Here is a 16,811-nt window from a genome sequence, read left to right on the forward strand (position 1 = left end):
GAGTCAGATCGCGCCGAGCGCGTTGCGGTTGCCCTCTTCGACTTCGCGGTACGTGCGGGCCGTCTCGGCGAAGCGCTCCCCGACACCGCCGAACCCGGCGCTCAGCCCGGTCAACCCGTCCAGCACCTCGCCGGACGGCCGGACGTGGCTCGCCGCGAAGCTCTGCCCGATCGCGTCGCCGCCCCAGCAGTCGCCGATCGAGCCGAGCACGCCGCCCAGCTCACCGGCGATCTTCCCGGCCCGCTCGGCGAACGCGGCGAAGTCGTCGGCGCCCTCGGCGAGGCGGGCGAGGTCGGTCTGGAAGCCGGTCATCTCGTTCTCCTCGGAACCCTGGTGTCGACGTCGGTCATCCACTCGCGCTGGTCGAGGTCCTCGTCGTCGGCGACGGGACGCCGTCGGGTCGGCTGCGGCGGCTGGGGCTCGTCCACACCGATCTCCTCCGGCCGCAGGTCGGCCGTGCCGCGCAACAACGCCTCGGGATCCGTGCCGGCCGGCAGCACCGGGCTCAACGTCCGGTAGGCGCCCTCGGCGGCCTTGGCCGCGGCTTCCCGCGCGGTGCTCACGATCAGCCGGGCGAGCTGCGCCGGCCGCAACCGGTACGCGTCGTCGCGCAGCTCCAGGTCGGTGAGCGCGCCCTTGGCGTCGACCACGGCGGTCACCGAGCCGTCGGGGCTGGTGGCCGACCCGGAGATCCGGGCGAGGTCGCGCTGCACGGACGCCAGCTGGTCGCGGCTGCGCCGGTAGTCGGCGAGCAACTCGTCCACCTGGGCGCGGTGATCGGTCGTCACGGCCACCTCCGGTCTTCAACCGTCGCCGGGCATGGTCGTCGGTCGCGCGTTGGACGTTGCGACCCCGACCCCGGTTCCCCACCGTTGCGACGAAATCCCGGTGCGCACGGCGCGGTGCGCCGTTCGGGCCAACGCCGGAACACCGGACCGGACGCGGGGCGCGGCGGGTCCTCGCCACCCTCCGGCGACGGCCGGGTCTCCGGTGTCGGCTCGACCGCCCGCACTACCCCCGCAACGCCCGGACCACCCGCGACGGGCTCGGCCGGCCGAGCCGTTCGGCCATCCACGCGCTGGTGTCGGCGAGCTTGTCCAGGTCGACGCCGTGCTCGACGCCCAGCCCGTCCAGCATCCACACCAGGTCCTCGGTGGCCAGGTTGCCGGTCGCGGACTCCGCGTACGGGCAGCCGCCGAGCCCGCCCGCCGACGAGTCGATCGTGCGCACGCCCGACCGCATCGCGGCCAGCGTGTTCGCCAACGCCTGCCCGTACGTGTCGTGGAAGTGCACCGCGAGCCGGTCGACGTCGTCGAACCCGGCCAGCAGCGCGGTCACCTGGCCCGGCGTGGCCACGCCGATCGTGTCGCCGAGCGAGAGCTGGTCGCAGCCCATGTCGAGCAGCCGCTTGCCGACGCCGACGACCTGGTCGCGCGGCACGGCGCCCTCCCACGGGTCGCCGAAGCACATCGACACGTACCCGCGCACCCGGAGGCCCTCGGCCTTGGCCCGGGTCACCACCGGGTCGAACATGGCGAACTGCTCGTCCAACGACCGGTTGAGGTTGCGCCGGGCGAACGTCCCGGTGGCGCTGGCGAAGATCGCGACGTGGTCGACGCCCGCCCGCAACGCCCGCTCCAGCCCGCGCTCGTTGGGCACCAGCACCGGGTAGCTCACACCGGGGCGCTTGACCAGGCCGGCCAGCAGCTCCTCGGCGTCGGCCAGCTGCGGCACCCACTCGGGGTGCACGAAGCTCGTGGCCTCCAGCACCGTCCCGCCCGCGTCGGCCAGCCGGTCCAGGAACTCCAGCTTGGTGCCGACCGGCACGACCTCGGACTCGTTCTGCAACCCGTCCCGCGGCCCGACCTCCCAGATCGTCACGCGGTCCGGCAGGCCGTCCGCGCCGACCGTGTCCGGCAGTCCGACTTCACGCGCGCCCATCAGTGACCCTGTCCTCCGTCCGGTGGTCGTCGATCGTGCTGTCATCGGCGGAGTTGTCGTTGATTTCCCGGTACAGCAGCGAGTGCGCCTTCTCCACCGCCGGGATGTCGTCGAACTCCAACGGCTCGTCCGAGGCCGACTCGATGATCAGCGTGCCGCAGCCGAGCAGCCGGTCCACCAGGGTGTGCTCGAAGCGGACGCTGTTGACGCGGCTCAGCGGGATGTCCAGGCCGGTGCGCTTGACCACGCCGATCCGGTACATCACGCGCTCGCTGGTGATGATGAAGTGCGTGGTGCGCCAGCGGACGACCGGCGCCACCGTCAGCCAGGCGACCAGCACCGCGACGATCACCGCGAGCGCGGTCCACGCGGCCGAGGCCCAGCCGAAGTCGGACACCCAGACCGCGAGGTAGGCGCCCACACCGACCGAGACGAGGAGCACGAGCACGGGGACGACCAGCGTCTTCCAGTGCGGGTGCCGGTGGATCACGACGTGCTCGCCGGTGGTGAGCAGGTCGTCCGGGTAGGCCACGACGGTCCCCTTCGGTGGCTCGGCTCGCCTCGGTGCGGCTCGCCTCACCGTACCCGGAGGTGCACCACGTCCCCGGCGGAAACGGAGTGGTCCTCGCCCGCGTCGTCGCGCACCACCAGCGTGCCGTCGGTCTCCAGGTACCGGGCCGTGCCGAGCAGCGACTCGCCCCGGGCCAGCTCCACCCTCACCTGGCTGCCGAGCGTGACGCAGTGCCGGCGGTACTCCTCCCGCAACGACGGCTCGTCGCCGTCCGCCCGGCGCCACCGCTCCTCCAGCGCGGCCAGCTCGCGGAGCAGCGTGATCGCCACCTCGGTGCGGTCCAGCGGTCCGGCGTGGTCCTCCAGGCTGGTCGGCAGCAGACCGCCCGCGCCGGGCTCGACGTCGTCGGGCAGCCCCGCCACGTTGAGCCCGATGCCGACGATCACCGCCTGCGCCACGCCCGCGGTGGTCTCGGCCAGCACGCCCGCCGCCTTGGCATCGCCGATGAGCAGGTCGTTCGGCCACTTCAGGGACGCCTCGACGCCGACGCCGCGCGCCGTGCGGACCAGCGCCACGCCCGCGAGCAGCGTCACCCACGGCAACCGGGTCGGCGGCACGTTGGTCGGGCGGAACAGCACGCTCAGGTAGAGGCCGCCGGTGGGCGAGGTCCAGCCGCGGCCCCGTCGCCCCTGGCCGGCGGTCTGCCGTTCGGCGATGAGGACGGTGCGGTCGTGCGCGCCCCGGCTCGCCGCACCACGCAGGTCGTTGTTCGTGGAACCGGTCTCGGCGACGACGTCGACCGTCGCGTAGGGGCCGACGAGTGCGGAGCGGAGGGCGGTGGCATCCAAGGTCACGGCTCGCACCTTAGGAGCGACGACGCCGGGGCGCATGATCCACGCCGGGAGTCGCGGCCCGCCCCACGCGCTTGTCGGAGCGGTGTGGATCGCGGGGCGGGCCGCGCGGTCAAGCCTGCAACCTCCACCGCGCTGGAGGTCAACCCACCCATCCAGTGACCTGGGCTACTACCGCCCCGCAGGGTCGTTACCGGCTGGTTAAGCTGCCGCGCTATGAGCAGTGCGACCGCCCCCAATGGCGAGGAGCCGGACGTCCGCACCACGGCCGGGAAGCTGGCCGACCTGCACCGGCGCAACGAGGAGGCCGTGCACGCCGGTTCAGCGCGCATGGTGGAGAAGCAGCACGCCAAGGGCAAGAGGACCGCCCGCGAGCGCATCGGACTGCTGCTGGACCCCGGCTCGTTCGTCGAGCTGGACGCGCTGGCGCGGCACCGCTCGACGAACTTCGGGCAGGAGCGCAACCGGCCCTACGGCGACGGCGTGGTGACCGGCTACGGCACCGTCGACGGCCGCCCGGTGTGCGTGTTCAGCCAGGACGTCACGGTCTTCGGCGGCTCGCTCGGCGAGGTGTACGGCGAGAAGATCGTCAAGGTCATGGACCTGGCGATCAAGACCGGCCGGCCGATCGTCGGCATCAACGAGGGCGGCGGCGCGCGCATCCAGGAGGGCGTCGTCTCGCTCGGCCTCTACGGCGAGATCTTCCGCCGCAACGTGGCCGCGTCCGGCGTCGTGCCGCAGATCTCGCTGATCATGGGCGCGAACGCGGGCGGCCACGTCTACTCGCCGGCGCTGACCGACTTCGTGGTCATGGTCGACCAGACCTCGCACATGTTCATCACCGGCCCGGACGTGATCAAGACCGTCACCGGCGAGGACGTCGGCTTCGAGGAGCTCGGCGGCGGGCGCACGCACAACACCAAGTCCGGCAACGCGCACTACCTCGGCGACGACGAGGAGGACGCCGTCTCCTACGTCAAGGAGCTGCTGTCCTACCTGCCCGCCAACAACATGTCCGAGCCGCCGGTCTTCGACGCGCCGGACGACCTGGTGCACGGCTCGGTCGAGGACTCGGTCACCGACGCCGACCGCGAGCTCGACACGCTGATCCCGGACTCGGCGAACCAGCCCTACGACATGCACGAGGTCATCACCCGCGTGCTGGACGAGGGCGAGTTCCTGGAGGTCCAGCCGCTGTTCGCGCCGAACATCCTGGTCGGCTTCGGCCGGGTGGACGGCCACTCCGTCGGCGTGGTGGCCAACCAGCCGACCCAGTTCGCGGGCTGCCTGGACATCGACGCCTCGGAGAAGGCCGCGCGGTTCGTGCGCACCTGCGACGCGTTCAACATCCCGGTGCTGACGTTCGTGGACGTGCCCGGCTTCCTGCCCGGCACCGACCAGGAGTGGAACGGCATCATCCGGCGCGGCGCGAAGCTGATCTACGCCTACGCCGAGGCGACCGTGCCGCTGGTCACCGTGATCACCCGGAAGGCCTACGGCGGCGCTTACGACGTGATGGGTTCCAAGCACCTGGGCGCGGACGTCAACCTGGCGTGGCCGACGGCGCAGATCGCGGTGATGGGCGCGCAGGGCGCGGCCAACATCGTGCACCGCAAGGCGTTGGCCGCCGCGGCGGCGGAGGGCGAGGACGTGGACGCGCTCCGCGCCCGTTTGCAGCAAGAATACGAAGACACCCTCTGCAACCCTTACGTGGCGGCCGAACGCGGCTATGTTGACAGTGTGATCCCTCCCTCTTTCACGCGTTCCCACGTCGCCAGGGCGCTGGCGATGCTGCGCGACAAGCGCGAGGTGCTGCCGCCCAAGAAGCACGGGAACATCCCGCTGTGAGCGCGGCGCCGCACTTCCGGGTGGTGCGAGGCAACCCGGACGACGTCGAGTTGGCCGCCGTGACGGCGGTCGTGGTCGGCCTGGCATCGGCCGGCGGTCCCGTCGAGGACCGGCCACGCCGCTCGGCGTGGTCGGACAGGTCCCGGCAGGTGCGGCGCCCGTTGCCGCACGGCCCGGGCGCGTGGCGGGCCTCCACCCTGCCGGGCTGAACCGCCGCTGCCCGGCGAAGTCGTCCGCGACGGCGGCGCGATCAGGCGCACTCCACCCGACGTGAGTGGACCTGCACGCCGTCACCCAGCACGGAGACCTCGCGGCAGCGCGTCCCGTCCGGCACGTGCACGCGCACCCGCATCCACACGGCGCCGGCGCCTACCCGCGCGTCCAGCACCTCGACGCCCTGGGCGGCCACCGCCGAGGGCACTTCGTCGACCCGCCGCAAGGCCCGCGCGATGGACGTCACCTGGTCCATCACCCGGTGCTCGACGCGGTCGCTGCCGTTCGCGAACGGCCAGAACGGCACGCCGTAGCCGACCGGGTCCGTCGACACGACCCGGCCCGTCAGGGCGAGGACCAGGACGGCCGGCGCCGCCAAGAGCCACCGGTACCGACCTCGACCCCGGTCGGGCCGGCGCACCACCAGAGCCAAACGCTGCACACCGCGAGCGTGCCGAACGCCGTCACAGGGCGCATCGGTAGTTCTACGCACCGCCCGCGCGGCGGGGTCCCGAAGTCGTGTGAGCTGCGGTTTCCGCTTCGGGTTCACGTACGGGCGCCGGGTCGACGCCCACCCGGCCGCCGTCCGTTCGGGCGTCCACCGGCCACGCCCTAGGCTGCACGGCGTGCGCTTCGTCCTGGCCTCCCAGTCCCCCGCCCGCCTGGCCGTGCTGCGTGCCGCCGGTGTCGAGCCCGTCGTCCGCGTGTCCGGCGTCGACGAGGACGCGCTGGCCGCCTCCCTCGCCGACCCGACACCGGAAGAGCTGGTCACGGCCCTGGCGACGGCGAAGGCCGAGGCGATCGCCCGGGACGAGGACGACGACGCGGTGATCGTCGGCTGCGACTCGATGCTGCGCACCGCCGACGGCGAGGTGCACGGCAAGCCCGGCACGGTCGAGGTCGCGCGCGAGCGGTGGCAGAGGATGGCCGGCACGACCGGCGCCCTGCTGACCGGGCACGCCGTGCTGCGGGTGCGCGGCGGGCGGGTGGTGGCCCGTGCCACCGGGCACGAGACCACGCTGGTCCGGTTCGGCCGACCCACCGCGGACGAGCTGGAGGCGTACCTCGCCACCGGCGAGCCGTTGCAGGTCGCGGGCGCGTTCACGCTCGACGGCAGGGGCGGCTGGTTCGTGGACGGCATCGACGGCGACCCGTCCAGCGTCATCGGCATCAGCCTGCCGCTCACGCGCGGGCTGCTGCGTCAAGTGGACGTCGCGGTGTCCGACATCTGGTAGCCATTGTCACATTTCCGCTGATCCGGGAAGCTCTACGAAGAGCTTTCGGGTTAGGGGAGCTGTGGGTGAACTGCTGACGCGTCGCCGTCACATCGACTTCGGGCGCAGGACGAGCGCGGGCTGTCGCGGCTGACGCCGCCCCCGTCGCCCACCCCTGCGCAGCCAATCCGGAGCAGTCGTGTCGTTCGTCCGCAGTTATGCGAAGCCGAAGGTGTTCGGCTTCACCGTCCTCGCCGCCCTCGTCCTCGGCGCGCTGGCGGGGTACGTCGCCAAGAGCACCGACCAGGAGTGGCTCACCACCACCCTCGGTTCCATCGGCGACGTCTTCACCAGCCTCTTGCAGTTCACCGTCATCCCCCTGGTGTTCACCGCCATCGTGGTGGGCATCACGAGCCTGCGCCGCCTCGGCAGCTCGCGCGCCGCGCGGCTGGGCGGGAAGACGCTGCTGTGGTTCGCCATCACGTCCCTGATCGCCGTGCTGGTCGGCCTGGCCATCGCGCTGGTCTTCAAGCCGGGCGCGGGCGTGCAGGTCCAGCCGTCGCAGGCGGCGGTGGAGAAGCTCGCGGCGCGTGACCAGGGCTCCTGGGGCACGCTGCTGGAGACCCTGGTCCCGTCCAACCTGTTCAGCGCCTTCACCGAGGGTGAAGTGCTCCAGGTCGTGTTCATCTCGGTGCTGGTCGGCTTCGCCGCGTACGCGCTCGGCGAGAAGGCCACGCCGTTCGTCACGCTGACCCGGTCGGCGTTCGACCTGATCCAGAAGATCGTCGGCTGGATCGTGCTGCTCGCCCCGATCGGCGTGTTCGGCCTGATCGGCACCGCGTTCGCGACGTACGGCAACTCGTTCGTCCGGCCGCTGTTCTCGCTGATCGCGGCGGTGTACGGCGGGTCGCTGCTGGTGCTGTTCGTGGTGTACCCGCTGCTGCTGCGGTTCGTCGGCCGGGTGTCGCCGGTCACCTTCTTCGCCAAGGCGTGGACCGCGATCCAGTTCGCCTTCGTGTCCCGCTCGTCGGGCGCGACGCTGCCGCTGAGCAGGCAGACCGCCGCCAACCTCGGCGTGGACGACGACTACGCGTCGTTCGCCGTGCCGCTGGGCACGACCACGAAGATGGACGGTTGCGCCGCCGTGTACCCGGCCATCGCCACGGTGTTCATCGCGAACCTGTTCGGCGTGCAACTGGGTGTGTGGCAGTACGTGGCGATCGTCGCGGTCGCCGTGTTCGGCGCGCTGGCCACCGCCGGCACCACCGGCTGGTTCACCATGCTGACGCTGACCCTGGGCGCGGTGAACATGCCGCCGGAGGTCATCGCCACCGGTGTCGCGGTCGTCTACGCGATCGACCCGATCCTGGACATGGTCCGCACGGCCACCAACGTGACCGGCCAGATCACCGTCCCCGTCCTGGTCGCCCGCTCCGAGGGCCTGCTGGACGACGAGGTCCTCAACGCGCCGAGCGAGCCCCCGCTGCTCACCACCCCGTCCCGCGAGCCCGTCCCCGCCTGAGCCCCACCCCACCCGACCTGGACGTAGGACTCTCGCGAGAGTCCTACGTCCAGGTCGCGTGAGTCCTACCTCCAGAACACCCGTGTCCTACGTCCAGGTACCCCGAGTTCAACGCTCAGGACGTCACGCGCCGCAGTGACGCAGGTCGGCCGGGTCCGGCGTGACGACCGGCCAGCCCGGCAGCGACTCCGCCTCCCGCACCACCGGCGTGCACCCCAGCTCACCGCCACCGCTCGCCGGCGAGAACACCTGCGCGAACCACCACGAGCAGTCCTCCGCCGCCTGGCACGCCCGCTGCACGGCCACCACGTCCGCGACCGCGTCCCCGTCCACGTCGTGCAGCGCGAGGTAGGCCCCGCTCGCCAGGTACGGCACCTGCGCCCGCGACCACGCGCCCGACCTGCGCACCAGCACCTCCCCGCGCACCTCGCCGCCGACCTCGCCCCGCACCAGGCACACCGCGACCTCGGCGTCCAGGCACTGCAACGACGATTCGTCGATTCGGGCGCCCGAAGACGCGATGGTCAGCTCGAAGATGTTCGGCCCCGAAGCGCCGCTGGTGCGGATCCGGCCCGCGCCCCCGCCGACGACCAATTCCACTGAATCGACCCCGACCTCCTGTTTCACCACCGAACGGCACGCGGTCGTCCCGCACCGCAATTCGTCCTGAGGTGCCGCGGCGGCGGGGTCGGTGGCCGCGGGAGGCCGCAGTGACCAGGCGGTGACCAGTCCCGCGATAGTGATGAGCACAGCTGCGCAAGCTGTCAGAAGCGCGGCGGTGGGCGGGCGTGTCACGATTTCCCATTGTTCCACTCAAGCGTGAGCTGTCTCTCGGTCTCCGAGCACGGACAGGTCACTAAACTCCCCGACCATTGCCGCTCCAGTCCCCGGGTTGCCAGGAGGTAGGACGTCGTGTCGCTGCGCAAGGTCCTCGTCGCCAACCGCGGCGAGATCGCCGTCCGGGTCATCCGCGCCTGCCGGGACGCCGGTCTGGCCAGCGTCGCCGTGTACGCCGACCCGGACCGGGACGCCCCGTTCGTCCGGCTGGCCGACGAGGCGTTCGCCCTGGGCGGCAGCACGCCCGGTGACAGCTACCTGTCCATCGACAAGCTCCTCGACGTGGCCAAGCGCGCGGGCGCGGACTCGGTGCACCCCGGCTACGGCTTCCTGTCCGAGAACGCGGACTTCGCGCAGGCCGTGCTGGACGCGGACCTGACCTGGATCGGGCCGACCCCGCAGGCCATTCGCGACCTGGGCGACAAGGTCACCGCGCGGCACATCGCGATGCGCGCGGGCGCGCCGCTGGTCCCCGGCACGAAGGACCCGGTCGACGGCCCGGACGAGGTCATCGCGTTCGCCCGGGAGCACGGCCTGCCGGTCGCCATCAAGGCGGCGTTCGGCGGCGGCGGGCGTGGCCTCAAGGTGGCCCGGACGCTGGAGGAGATCCCCGAGCTGTTCGACAGCGCGGTGCGGGAGGCCGTCACGGCGTTCGGCCGCGGCGAGTGCTTCGTCGAGCGGTACCTGGACAAGCCGCGGCACGTCGAGGCGCAGGTCCTGGCCGACCAGCACGGCAACGTGATCGTCGTCGGCACGCGCGACTGCTCGTTGCAGCGCCGCCACCAGAAGCTGGTCGAGGAGGCCCCCGCGCCGTTCCTCACCGACGAGCAGCGGGCCGAGATCCACCGGTCGGCGCGCGCCATCTGCAAGGAGGCCGGCTACCACGGAGCCGGCACGGTCGAGTACCTGGTCGCGGTGGACGGCACGATCTCGTTCCTCGAGGTCAACACCCGCCTCCAGGTCGAGCACCCGGTCAGCGAGGAGACCGCGGGCCTCGACCTGGTGCGCGAGCAGTTCCGGATCGCCGCCGGCGAGGTGCTGCGGTTCACCGAGGACCCGACCCCGCGCGGCCACTCGATCGAGTTCCGCATCAACGGCGAGGACGCGGGCCGCAACTTCCTGCCCGCACCCGGCACGGTGACCACGTTCACCTCGCCGGCCGGCCCCGGTGTCCGGGTGGACGCGGGCGTGGAGAGCGGCACGGTCATCGGCGGCCAGTTCGACTCGTTGCTGGCCAAGCTGATCGTCACCGGCGAGGACCGGACGCAGGCCCTGGAACGGGCCCGGCGCGCGCTGGACGAGATGGTGGTGGAGGGCATGGCGACCGTGCTGCCGTTCCACCGGGCGGTCGTGCGCGACCCCGCGTTCGTCGGTTCCGAGGACGGCTTCACCGTGCACACGCGGTGGATCGAGACCGAGTTCGACAACACCATCGCGCCGTTCACCGACAGCGCGGAGGCCGAGGAGGACGAGCCGCGGCAGACCCTGGTGGTCGAGGTCGGCGGACGTCGGCTGGAGGTCTCGCTGCCCGGTGACCTGGCGTTCGGCGGTGGCGGCGGTGGCGGCGCGGCCAAGGTCGGGGTGAAGGCCAAGCCGCGCAAGCGCGCCGGCGGCAAGGGCGGCGCGGCGGTCTCCGGTGACGCGGTGGCCGCGCCCATGCAGGGCACGATCGTCAAGGTCGCGGTCGAGGACGGGCAGCAGGTCGAGGCGGGCGAGCTGATCGTCGTGCTGGAGGCCATGAAGATGGAGAACCCGGTCACCGCGCACAAGTCCGGCGTCGTCACCGGGCTGGTCGCCGAGCCGGGCGCGGCGGTCACCCAGGGCACGGTCATCTGCGAGATCAAGGAATAGGCTCACCCGTGTGAGCGAGCGGGACATCCGGATCGGCGACGCGGAGCGTGAGCACGCGCTCGAACTGCTCGGCACGCACCTCGGCGAGGGGCGGTTGAGCGTGGACGAGTACGGCGACCGCTCCGCCCGCGTCGCCACCGCGAAGACCCGCGGCGAGCTGTACGCGCTGTTCGCCGACCTGCCCGCGCCACGGCCGCGGTTCACCCGGGTGGAGCCACCGGTGACGCCGCCGGCGGTGGCCGCCCGGCGCGGCTTCCCGGTCGAGTTCCGGGTCAGCACCGCGGCCGTCACGGCGGTCGCGATCATCAGCGTGGTGCTGTTCTTCCTGGCCAAGACGCCGTTGGTGTTCCTGCTGATCCCGGCCGTGATGCTGCTGATCGGTCGGATGGGCAGGCGGTGAGCGCGCCGTCGCTGCTGCTGCTCGACCTGGACGGCGTGCTGCGGCGGTCCCCGCCGGACGGGCCGGTCGAGGACGCCTTCGACCTGCCGCGCGGCACGTTGGCGCGGGTGTCGTCCTCCCTGTCCGGTCCCGCGATAGCCGGCCGTGCCACGGACGAGGAGTGGCGCGCGGCCGTGCGGGGGCAGCTGGTCGTCGAAGGTCTGCCGCCGGCACGCGCGGCCGACGCGGTGGCGGCGTGGACGCGGGTCGGCGAGGTGGTCCCGGAAGCGCTGGAGCTGGTGCGACGGGTGCGCGAGCGGTGCCGGGTGGCGTTGCTGTCCAACGCGACCGACCGGCTGCCGCGCGACCTGGCGGCGCTGGGGCTGGACCGCGAGGTGGACGCGGTCGTGACCTCCGCGCGGCTCGGGGTGGCCAAGCCGGCGCCCGAGGCGTTCCGGCGTGCGCTGCGGGTGCTCCAGCACTCGCCGTCGGGGACGTTGTTCTGCGACGACAACCCGGTGAACGCCGAGGCGGCGCGGACGATCGGCATCGACGCCGTGCACACGCCGGACTTCCCCGCGCTGCGCGAGGCGCTGTCGTCGCGGGGCTTGTTGGACGACGGCGTCGGCGCAGGTCCGGCCGGGACCACGGGTCCGTTGCTCCTGGTCCTGCACGACCGTGACGACGCGGAGGAAGCCGCGCGCGAGCTGGGGGCGGCCGGCTGGTCGCCGTGCGCGGTGCACAAGGACGTGCTGGCCGGCGAGGACGACCTGGAAGACGCCGACTGGGTGGTGGAGCTGGCCACCGGCCCCGACGACCGGCCCGCGTCCGTCCACCGCGGTCTGCTCGAAGAGCTGGCCGGGCGCTACGACGGGTTCGTCACGGACTAGTCGTCCCGCCCATGGGCTAGTCTCCCGGCGCATGGAGGCCGTCGAGATCAACGCGGGTGAGTTCTACCTGCGCCAACTCCGCGCGGACGACCGCGTCGACGACCGGCCGGCGCTGGTCGGCGGTGGCCTCCTCCCCGACTTCGACGCGGCCGGCGCGCACATCGCCGCGCGCGCGGACCAGTGGCGGGCCGAAGAAGCTTGTTCCTGGGCCGTGTGCGACCAGCTCACCGGAACGGCCGTCGGCGAGATCTCCCTGACCCGCGCCGGCGAACTGCACTGCTGGACCACGCCCGACCTGCGTGGCAGGGGCATCGCGACCCACGCGACCGGCGCCGTGCTGCGGTTCGGTTTCGGGTTCCTCGACCTACCGCTGATCACCGCCAGACCCCCGGACGACGCGGCCAGGCGGGTGGCCGCGAAGTGCGGCTTCACAGCCGAGGGTCCACTTGGCGTGTGGACCCGGCTACGGTAGGTGTCCATGAGGGGTGCTCGGGTGCTCACCGCCACGCTCTGCGCGTTGGCGATGGCCTCCTGCACGCCCGTCCCGGACAAGAAGGCCGACGGCCGGGTCGACGAACCGCTGCCGGCCACGACCACCACCGTGTCGCCGTTGCCGCCCAGGCAGCTGGAAGTGCGGTTGGACGACGTCGACCCGTGCGAGGTGCTCTCACCCGAACAGCGCATGGCGCTGAGCCTGGACAACCCGCCGAGCGCGTACGTGGAAGCGGGCTTCGGCAACGCGAAGGCGTGCACCATGCGCAGCAACATCAGCGGGAACGTCGTGCGGCTCGCGCTCGTCACAGCAGAGGGCGTCGACGTGTGGCTCAGCGAGAACGCCCAGGTCCGCGCCGAGCAGACCGCGGTGGCCGGTTTCTTCGGCCTGACCGTGCGGACGCCCGGCATGGACAATGTGTGCAACGTCGAGGTGGACGTCGCGGAGGGGCAGTTCCTCGACGTGATGTTCCGCGACGGCGGTAACGAAACAGCGGCGAAGCAGGACACCCTGTGCCGAGGGGCGCAACGGGTGGCAGAAGCGGCGGTAGCCGGTTTGCTGCAACGGCGTTGATCCACGCGGGGGATGTGCGCTCCACCCACTCCCCGCTGTCGGACCGGGTGGCTAGAGTGACCTTGCGCGAGAACGGGATGCGCGACGGGAACGAGGAAGGCGGGAGGTTGTCCATGCCGTCGGAAGACCACGGCCACGGCGCTGACACGGGCTCACCACCGCCCCTGTCGCACACGTTGAACGTCGAACCCAGCGCGATCCCCAGCCTGCGCAGCGCGTTCGCGGGGGCGTTGTCGAAGCTGGACGAGCAGATCGAGCAGGCCATCACCGAGGTCAGGGTCCGCCCGTGGGCGGGCGACCCGGTGAGCCAGGACGCCGCGGAGCGGTTCAACGAGCGGTCGCTCGAATCGGGCGACTCGGCGCTGATCGCGCTGGAGAACTACCAGCGGCAGCTCAAGTCGGCCATGGACGCGCTCAGCCTGGTCGAGCAGCAGTACCAGTCCATCGAAGAAGACAACACCGGGTTGATGGGACAGCAGGGCAGCCGCTGAGCGCCCGGCGCAGGCAAGGGGAGCGTTCATGCCCGATGGACACCGCTGGAGCGGGTACAGCCACGAAGAGCTGTACGAGCAGATCAACTCGGGGCCGGGGCCCAAGGCCTCGCACGCCTCGATGGAGCGGTGGCAGGGCGTCTCCGCCGCGTTGACCGAGATCAACGCCGACCTGCACAGCGGCGTGCTGAAGTCCGGCGCGTCCTGGGAGGGTTCGGCTGCGGACAAGGCGCGGACGGGAATCAACCCGCTCGCCGCGTGGGCCGACGACGCCCGTGCCGGCGCGGAGGTGATGCGCATCTCGGCCGAGCTCCAGGCGGACTACATCGCCAAGGCGCGCGCGGACATGCCGCCGCCGGTGAAGGTGACCGCGGAGGAGCCGAACCTGCTCGTCAGCGCGTTGACCAACCTGGTCGGCGGGCAGACGGACTACGAGCGGCAGGAGAAGGCGCAGAACGCGGCCGAGCAGCGGGCGCGCGAGGTCATGACCACCTACGCCTCCAGCACGACGTCGAACACCAGCACGTTGGGGCAGTTCCACCAGCCGCCGCAGCTGGTGATCAACGCGCCCGAGGTGGTGCGCAACGACTCGGCGGGGGTGTCCGGGCCCGGTTGGGGCTACGGCGGTCCGCGTGGTCGGCGTGACGGCGGTCGGGGTGGGTGGCGTGGCGGTCGCGGCGGTGGCCGTGGCGGTTACCCGGCTCCGCGTCCCGTGACGCAGCCCTGGTCCGGCGGCGGGTCGACGGGCACGTCCGGGGCCGGGACGTCCGGTTCCACCCGGACCTCGTCGGCCGCGTTACCGGCGTCGGCGTCGAGCCCGGGTACGGGCGCGTTCGGTCCCGGTGGCGTGATCGGTGGCGCGGGTGGTCAGCAGGACAAGGACCGGCGCAAGGCCGGCTCGTCGTCCTCCTCGGCCTCGTCCTCGGCTTCCGACACGACGAACGGGCAGCACGCCGCCGGATCGAACCAGCACCTGCTGCCCGGCGCGGGCGGGCAGTTGCCCAGCGGCACGACGTCGGTGAGCTCGGTGGAGATCGGGGCGTTCACGGCCGGCGCGCAGCACGCGGCGACGGCGGGGCCGGGCGGGGCGACGGGCGCGATGCCCGGGGCCGCCGGTCAGGCCGGTGGCGGCGACACCGTGCACAAGCGCAGCGTCGCGGTGCCGGCGCAGCCCGCGTTCGACCCGTTCGGCGGTCTGGGCGGGGCTCGTGGAGCGGAAGAGGAAGAGGACGCCACGCACGACGCCGCCGACTACCTCCGGGAGACGGACGACATCTACGGCATCGGCGGGATCATCTCGCCTCCGGTGATCGGGGAGAACACCACCCACTGATGACGACGTTCGGCTTGGACTTGGGAACCAACGACCTGCGCGAACCCGTGACGATCTCGGCGCTGGAGTTCGACGTGCTGTGGGAGCACCTGCGGCTGGAGACCATGCCGCTGGTGCTCAAGGTGCCGTCACCGGGCAAGACGCACGCCGAGCGCGCCGAGCTGGAGCAGCGGGCGTGGAGCGGGCTCGACCGGCGCGGGCTGGGTCGGCCGGTGTCGTTGGACCCGGGGCTGGAAGACCTGCTGCACCTGCTGAACCGGCCGCAGGAGGAGGTGGACGGGCGCTTGTGGCTCGGGCACAGCGTCCGCGTGCTGGCAGCCGCCAAGGGCCAGTCCGGCGTGCTCGCGGTGCTCGCCCACGACCAGCTGACCCTGCGGCCGGCGTCAGCGGAAGGTCTGCCCCGCGAAGCCCTCTCCGTGCTGCCGCCGCTCGGCGCGGGCCCCGGCCACTCCGTGACGCTGCCCAGCGCGGACCTGGACGCCGCCGCTGCGGGGGCGAACACCCCGGACGACCTGTACCGGGGCCTGCTGGCGCGTGGCATCCGCCAGGAGGACGCCCGCACGTTGGCCGACATGTTCCGCGACGCGGGCAACCGGGGCCAGTTCGGCGTCGCGAGCCGTGACAAGTGGGGCAAGCGCGTCCGCCAGGACCACGTCGTGTCGTTCTTCGACAACCCCCACGGCCGCTACGTCCAACTCCGCCGCGCCACCGCGGGCCAACAACCGTGGAGCACCGTCTCCCCCGTCGACACCCGCCGCCTGACCCACCACCTAGAAACCCTCACCACCCCCTAACCCGCGTGTCCTACGTTCCGAACGCGCGTGTCCTACGTTCAGAACACCCGAGTTGAACGCTCAGAACCGTCCCGTACACACGAACAGGTGAACCGTGTACGGAATCTGGGGTTCCGCCACTCGGTTATGCATGATCGAACTGCCTTTCGGCCTCCACGGTGCCTACCCGCGAACCCAGCTGCAGGACCACATGGGGCTGCAAGCCCTTCGCCGGGCCATCAAGGACGGCTACCTGGTCAGCTACTGCCGCACGGTCTTCATCCAGCGGGAACGGATGACGAACCTGCACACCCGGGCCGCCGCCGCGCTGCTCATGGCCGGCCCTGACGCCGTGCTGACGAGCCACACCGCGATCTGGTTGCACGGCTGCACAGCAGCCGAAACCAATCGGGTCCACATCCTCCTCGGGCACGACCGCAGGCTTCGGCCGCGACCGGACGTCGCCGTGCACTACAACCAGTACGACCCTGCGGACGTAGTCGAGGTCGACGGTCTACGCAGCATGGCGCTCGACTACGCCATCGCCGACCTGCTCTGCCGAGGCCGCTATCGCTCCACGGCGCTGGCCTGCGCGGATCAAGCGCTCGGCGCCCTTCCGCCACAGCAGCGGGCCGAGTTCAAAGCCGACCTCACAGTGCGCATCGCAACCCGCCGTGACTACCGCGGCAAGCGTCAAGGGGTGTTCCTCCTCGACCTCGCCACGGGCCTGCCCGAGTCACCGGCGGAGAGCACGCTCCTGCTGGTGATCGCCGAAGCGGGCTTCCCACTCCCCGAGCCCCAGTACTCGATTCTCGACCTGGACGGTCACGAGGTCTGGCGCCTCGACTTCGCGTGGCCGAACGCACGCGTAGCACTCGAGTACGACGGCTACGCGGCGCACGTCGGCAAAGCCGACGCCGACCAGGCCCGTGACGAGGACCTGCGTCGGCGCGGCTGGAAGGTGGTCCGAGCGGATGTCTCGGACCTGCGGAACCCGACCCGGCTGTTCAGGCACCTAAGCGTTCAACTCGGCAATCCGGAACGTAGGACACGCGCGTTCCGAATGTAGGACACGCGTGTTCTGAAGGTAG

20 protein-coding genes are annotated in these 16,811 nt (G+C 71.9%); 13 read left to right on the forward strand and 7 right to left on the reverse strand.

Translation table 11 applies throughout. The annotated features are described in order from the left end of the window. Positions 1-3: 3 nt before the first annotated feature. The 5 genes from ACQPYE_RS36575 to ACQPYE_RS36595 all read right to left on the reverse strand — a co-directional run bounded on the left by ACQPYE_RS36575 (position 4) and on the right by ACQPYE_RS36595 (position 3,306). Entirely contained in the window at positions 4-312 is a 309-nt protein-coding gene (locus ACQPYE_RS36575) for a WXG100 family type VII secretion target (protein ID WP_498717683.1), read from the reverse strand. Further along, entirely contained in the window at positions 309-788 is a 480-nt protein-coding gene (locus ACQPYE_RS36580) for a YbaB/EbfC family nucleoid-associated protein (protein ID WP_498717684.1), read from the reverse strand. Before ACQPYE_RS36580 ends, ACQPYE_RS36575 begins: the two co-directional genes overlap by 4 nt. A gap of 223 nt (positions 789-1,011) precedes the next feature. Next, positions 1,012-1,941, reverse strand: a complete 930-nt coding sequence (locus tag ACQPYE_RS36585; RefSeq protein WP_498717685.1) for a hydroxymethylglutaryl-CoA lyase — start codon at positions 1,939-1,941, stop codon at positions 1,012-1,014. Beyond that, positions 1,928-2,473 carry a PH domain-containing protein gene (locus ACQPYE_RS36590; RefSeq protein ID WP_498717686.1) on the reverse strand — a complete coding sequence of 182 codons (546 nt, stop codon included), beginning with the start codon at positions 2,471-2,473 and terminating at the stop codon, positions 1,928-1,930. Before ACQPYE_RS36590 ends, ACQPYE_RS36585 begins: the two co-directional genes overlap by 14 nt. Positions 2,474-2,517: 44 nt before the next feature. Next, positions 2,518-3,306, reverse strand: coding sequence for a biotin--[acetyl-CoA-carboxylase] ligase (locus tag ACQPYE_RS36595; protein WP_498717687.1), 789 nt, complete (start codon positions 3,304-3,306; stop codon positions 2,518-2,520). A 213-nt stretch (positions 3,307-3,519) separates the two neighbouring features. On the opposite strand from ACQPYE_RS36595, the gene ACQPYE_RS36600 reads away from it, so the two are divergent. Together ACQPYE_RS36600 and ACQPYE_RS36605 are read left to right on the forward strand one after the other, a co-directional pair. Then, a complete protein-coding gene (locus tag ACQPYE_RS36600) occupies positions 3,520-5,151 on the forward strand; it encodes an acyl-CoA carboxylase subunit beta (RefSeq protein WP_498717688.1) in 1,632 nt (543 codons plus the stop codon). Beyond that, positions 5,148-5,360, forward strand: a complete 213-nt coding sequence (locus tag ACQPYE_RS36605; RefSeq protein WP_498717689.1) for an acyl-CoA carboxylase subunit epsilon — start codon at positions 5,148-5,150, stop codon at positions 5,358-5,360. The genes ACQPYE_RS36600 and ACQPYE_RS36605 overlap by 4 nt, the downstream gene beginning before the upstream one ends. Before the next feature lie 41 nt (positions 5,361-5,401). Here the strand turns inward: ACQPYE_RS36605 and ACQPYE_RS36610 are convergent, their stop codons facing one another. Further along, the gene (locus ACQPYE_RS36610; protein WP_498717690.1) at positions 5,402-5,806 is read right to left on the reverse strand and encodes a hypothetical protein; all 405 of its coding nucleotides are present in this window, start codon (positions 5,804-5,806) and stop codon (positions 5,402-5,404) included. Positions 5,807-5,990: 184 nt separating this feature from the next. On the opposite strand from ACQPYE_RS36610, the gene ACQPYE_RS36615 reads away from it, so the two are divergent. Further along, positions 5,991-6,599 (forward strand): Maf family protein, encoded by a 609-nt coding sequence (locus ACQPYE_RS36615; RefSeq protein ID WP_498717691.1) that lies wholly within the window; start codon positions 5,991-5,993, stop codon positions 6,597-6,599. Between the two features lie 178 nt (positions 6,600-6,777). Then, positions 6,778-8,100, forward strand: a complete 1,323-nt coding sequence (locus ACQPYE_RS36620; protein ID WP_498717692.1) for a dicarboxylate/amino acid:cation symporter — start codon at positions 6,778-6,780, stop codon at positions 8,098-8,100. A 123-nt stretch (positions 8,101-8,223) separates the two neighbouring features. Here ACQPYE_RS36620 and ACQPYE_RS36625 read toward each other — a convergent pair whose 3' ends face one another. After that, on the reverse strand, positions 8,224-8,700 hold the full coding sequence (locus ACQPYE_RS36625) for a hypothetical protein (protein WP_498717693.1): 477 nt from the start codon (positions 8,698-8,700) through the stop codon (positions 8,224-8,226). Between the two features lie 312 nt (positions 8,701-9,012). Here ACQPYE_RS36625 and ACQPYE_RS36630 point away from each other — a divergent pair, with 312 nt between their 5' ends. The 9 genes from ACQPYE_RS36630 to ACQPYE_RS36670 all read left to right on the forward strand — a co-directional run bounded on the left by ACQPYE_RS36630 (position 9,013) and on the right by ACQPYE_RS36670 (position 16,789). Continuing rightward, positions 9,013-10,788, forward strand: coding sequence for an acetyl/propionyl/methylcrotonyl-CoA carboxylase subunit alpha (locus ACQPYE_RS36630; protein ID WP_498717694.1), 1,776 nt, complete (start codon positions 9,013-9,015; stop codon positions 10,786-10,788). Between the two features lie 10 nt (positions 10,789-10,798). Further along, entirely contained in the window at positions 10,799-11,188 is a 390-nt protein-coding gene (locus tag ACQPYE_RS36635) for a DUF1707 SHOCT-like domain-containing protein (RefSeq protein ID WP_498717695.1), read from the forward strand. Further along, positions 11,185-12,057, forward strand: a complete 873-nt coding sequence (locus ACQPYE_RS36640; RefSeq protein WP_498717696.1) for an HAD family hydrolase — start codon at positions 11,185-11,187, stop codon at positions 12,055-12,057. The genes ACQPYE_RS36635 and ACQPYE_RS36640 overlap by 4 nt, the downstream gene beginning before the upstream one ends. Positions 12,058-12,088: 31 nt before the next feature. Further along, positions 12,089-12,529 (forward strand): GNAT family N-acetyltransferase, encoded by a 441-nt coding sequence (locus tag ACQPYE_RS36645; protein ID WP_498717697.1) that lies wholly within the window; start codon positions 12,089-12,091, stop codon positions 12,527-12,529. A gap of 6 nt (positions 12,530-12,535) precedes the next feature. Next, the gene (locus ACQPYE_RS36650) at positions 12,536-13,123 is read left to right on the forward strand and encodes a DUF3558 domain-containing protein (RefSeq protein WP_498717698.1); all 588 of its coding nucleotides are present in this window, start codon (positions 12,536-12,538) and stop codon (positions 13,121-13,123) included. Positions 13,124-13,179: 56 nt separating this feature from the next. Continuing rightward, on the forward strand, positions 13,180-13,614 hold the full coding sequence (locus ACQPYE_RS36655) for a transcriptional regulator (RefSeq protein WP_498717699.1): 435 nt from the start codon (positions 13,180-13,182) through the stop codon (positions 13,612-13,614). A 28-nt stretch (positions 13,615-13,642) separates the two neighbouring features. Then, on the forward strand, positions 13,643-14,947 hold the full coding sequence (locus ACQPYE_RS36660) for a PPE domain-containing protein (RefSeq protein WP_498717700.1): 1,305 nt from the start codon (positions 13,643-13,645) through the stop codon (positions 14,945-14,947). Next, a complete protein-coding gene (locus ACQPYE_RS36665) occupies positions 14,947-15,741 on the forward strand; it encodes an ESX secretion-associated protein EspG (RefSeq protein WP_498717701.1) in 795 nt (264 codons plus the stop codon). Before ACQPYE_RS36660 ends, ACQPYE_RS36665 begins: the two co-directional genes overlap by 1 nt. A gap of 130 nt (positions 15,742-15,871) precedes the next feature. Continuing rightward, positions 15,872-16,789 carry a DUF559 domain-containing protein gene (locus tag ACQPYE_RS36670; RefSeq protein ID WP_498717702.1) on the forward strand — a complete coding sequence of 306 codons (918 nt, stop codon included), beginning with the start codon at positions 15,872-15,874 and terminating at the stop codon, positions 16,787-16,789. The last annotated feature ends 22 nt before the right edge of the window (positions 16,790-16,811 follow it).

It is taken from the genome of Actinosynnema sp. CA-299493 (assembly GCF_050946825.1).
Taxonomy (GTDB): Bacteria; Actinomycetota; Actinomycetes; order Mycobacteriales; family Pseudonocardiaceae; genus Actinosynnema.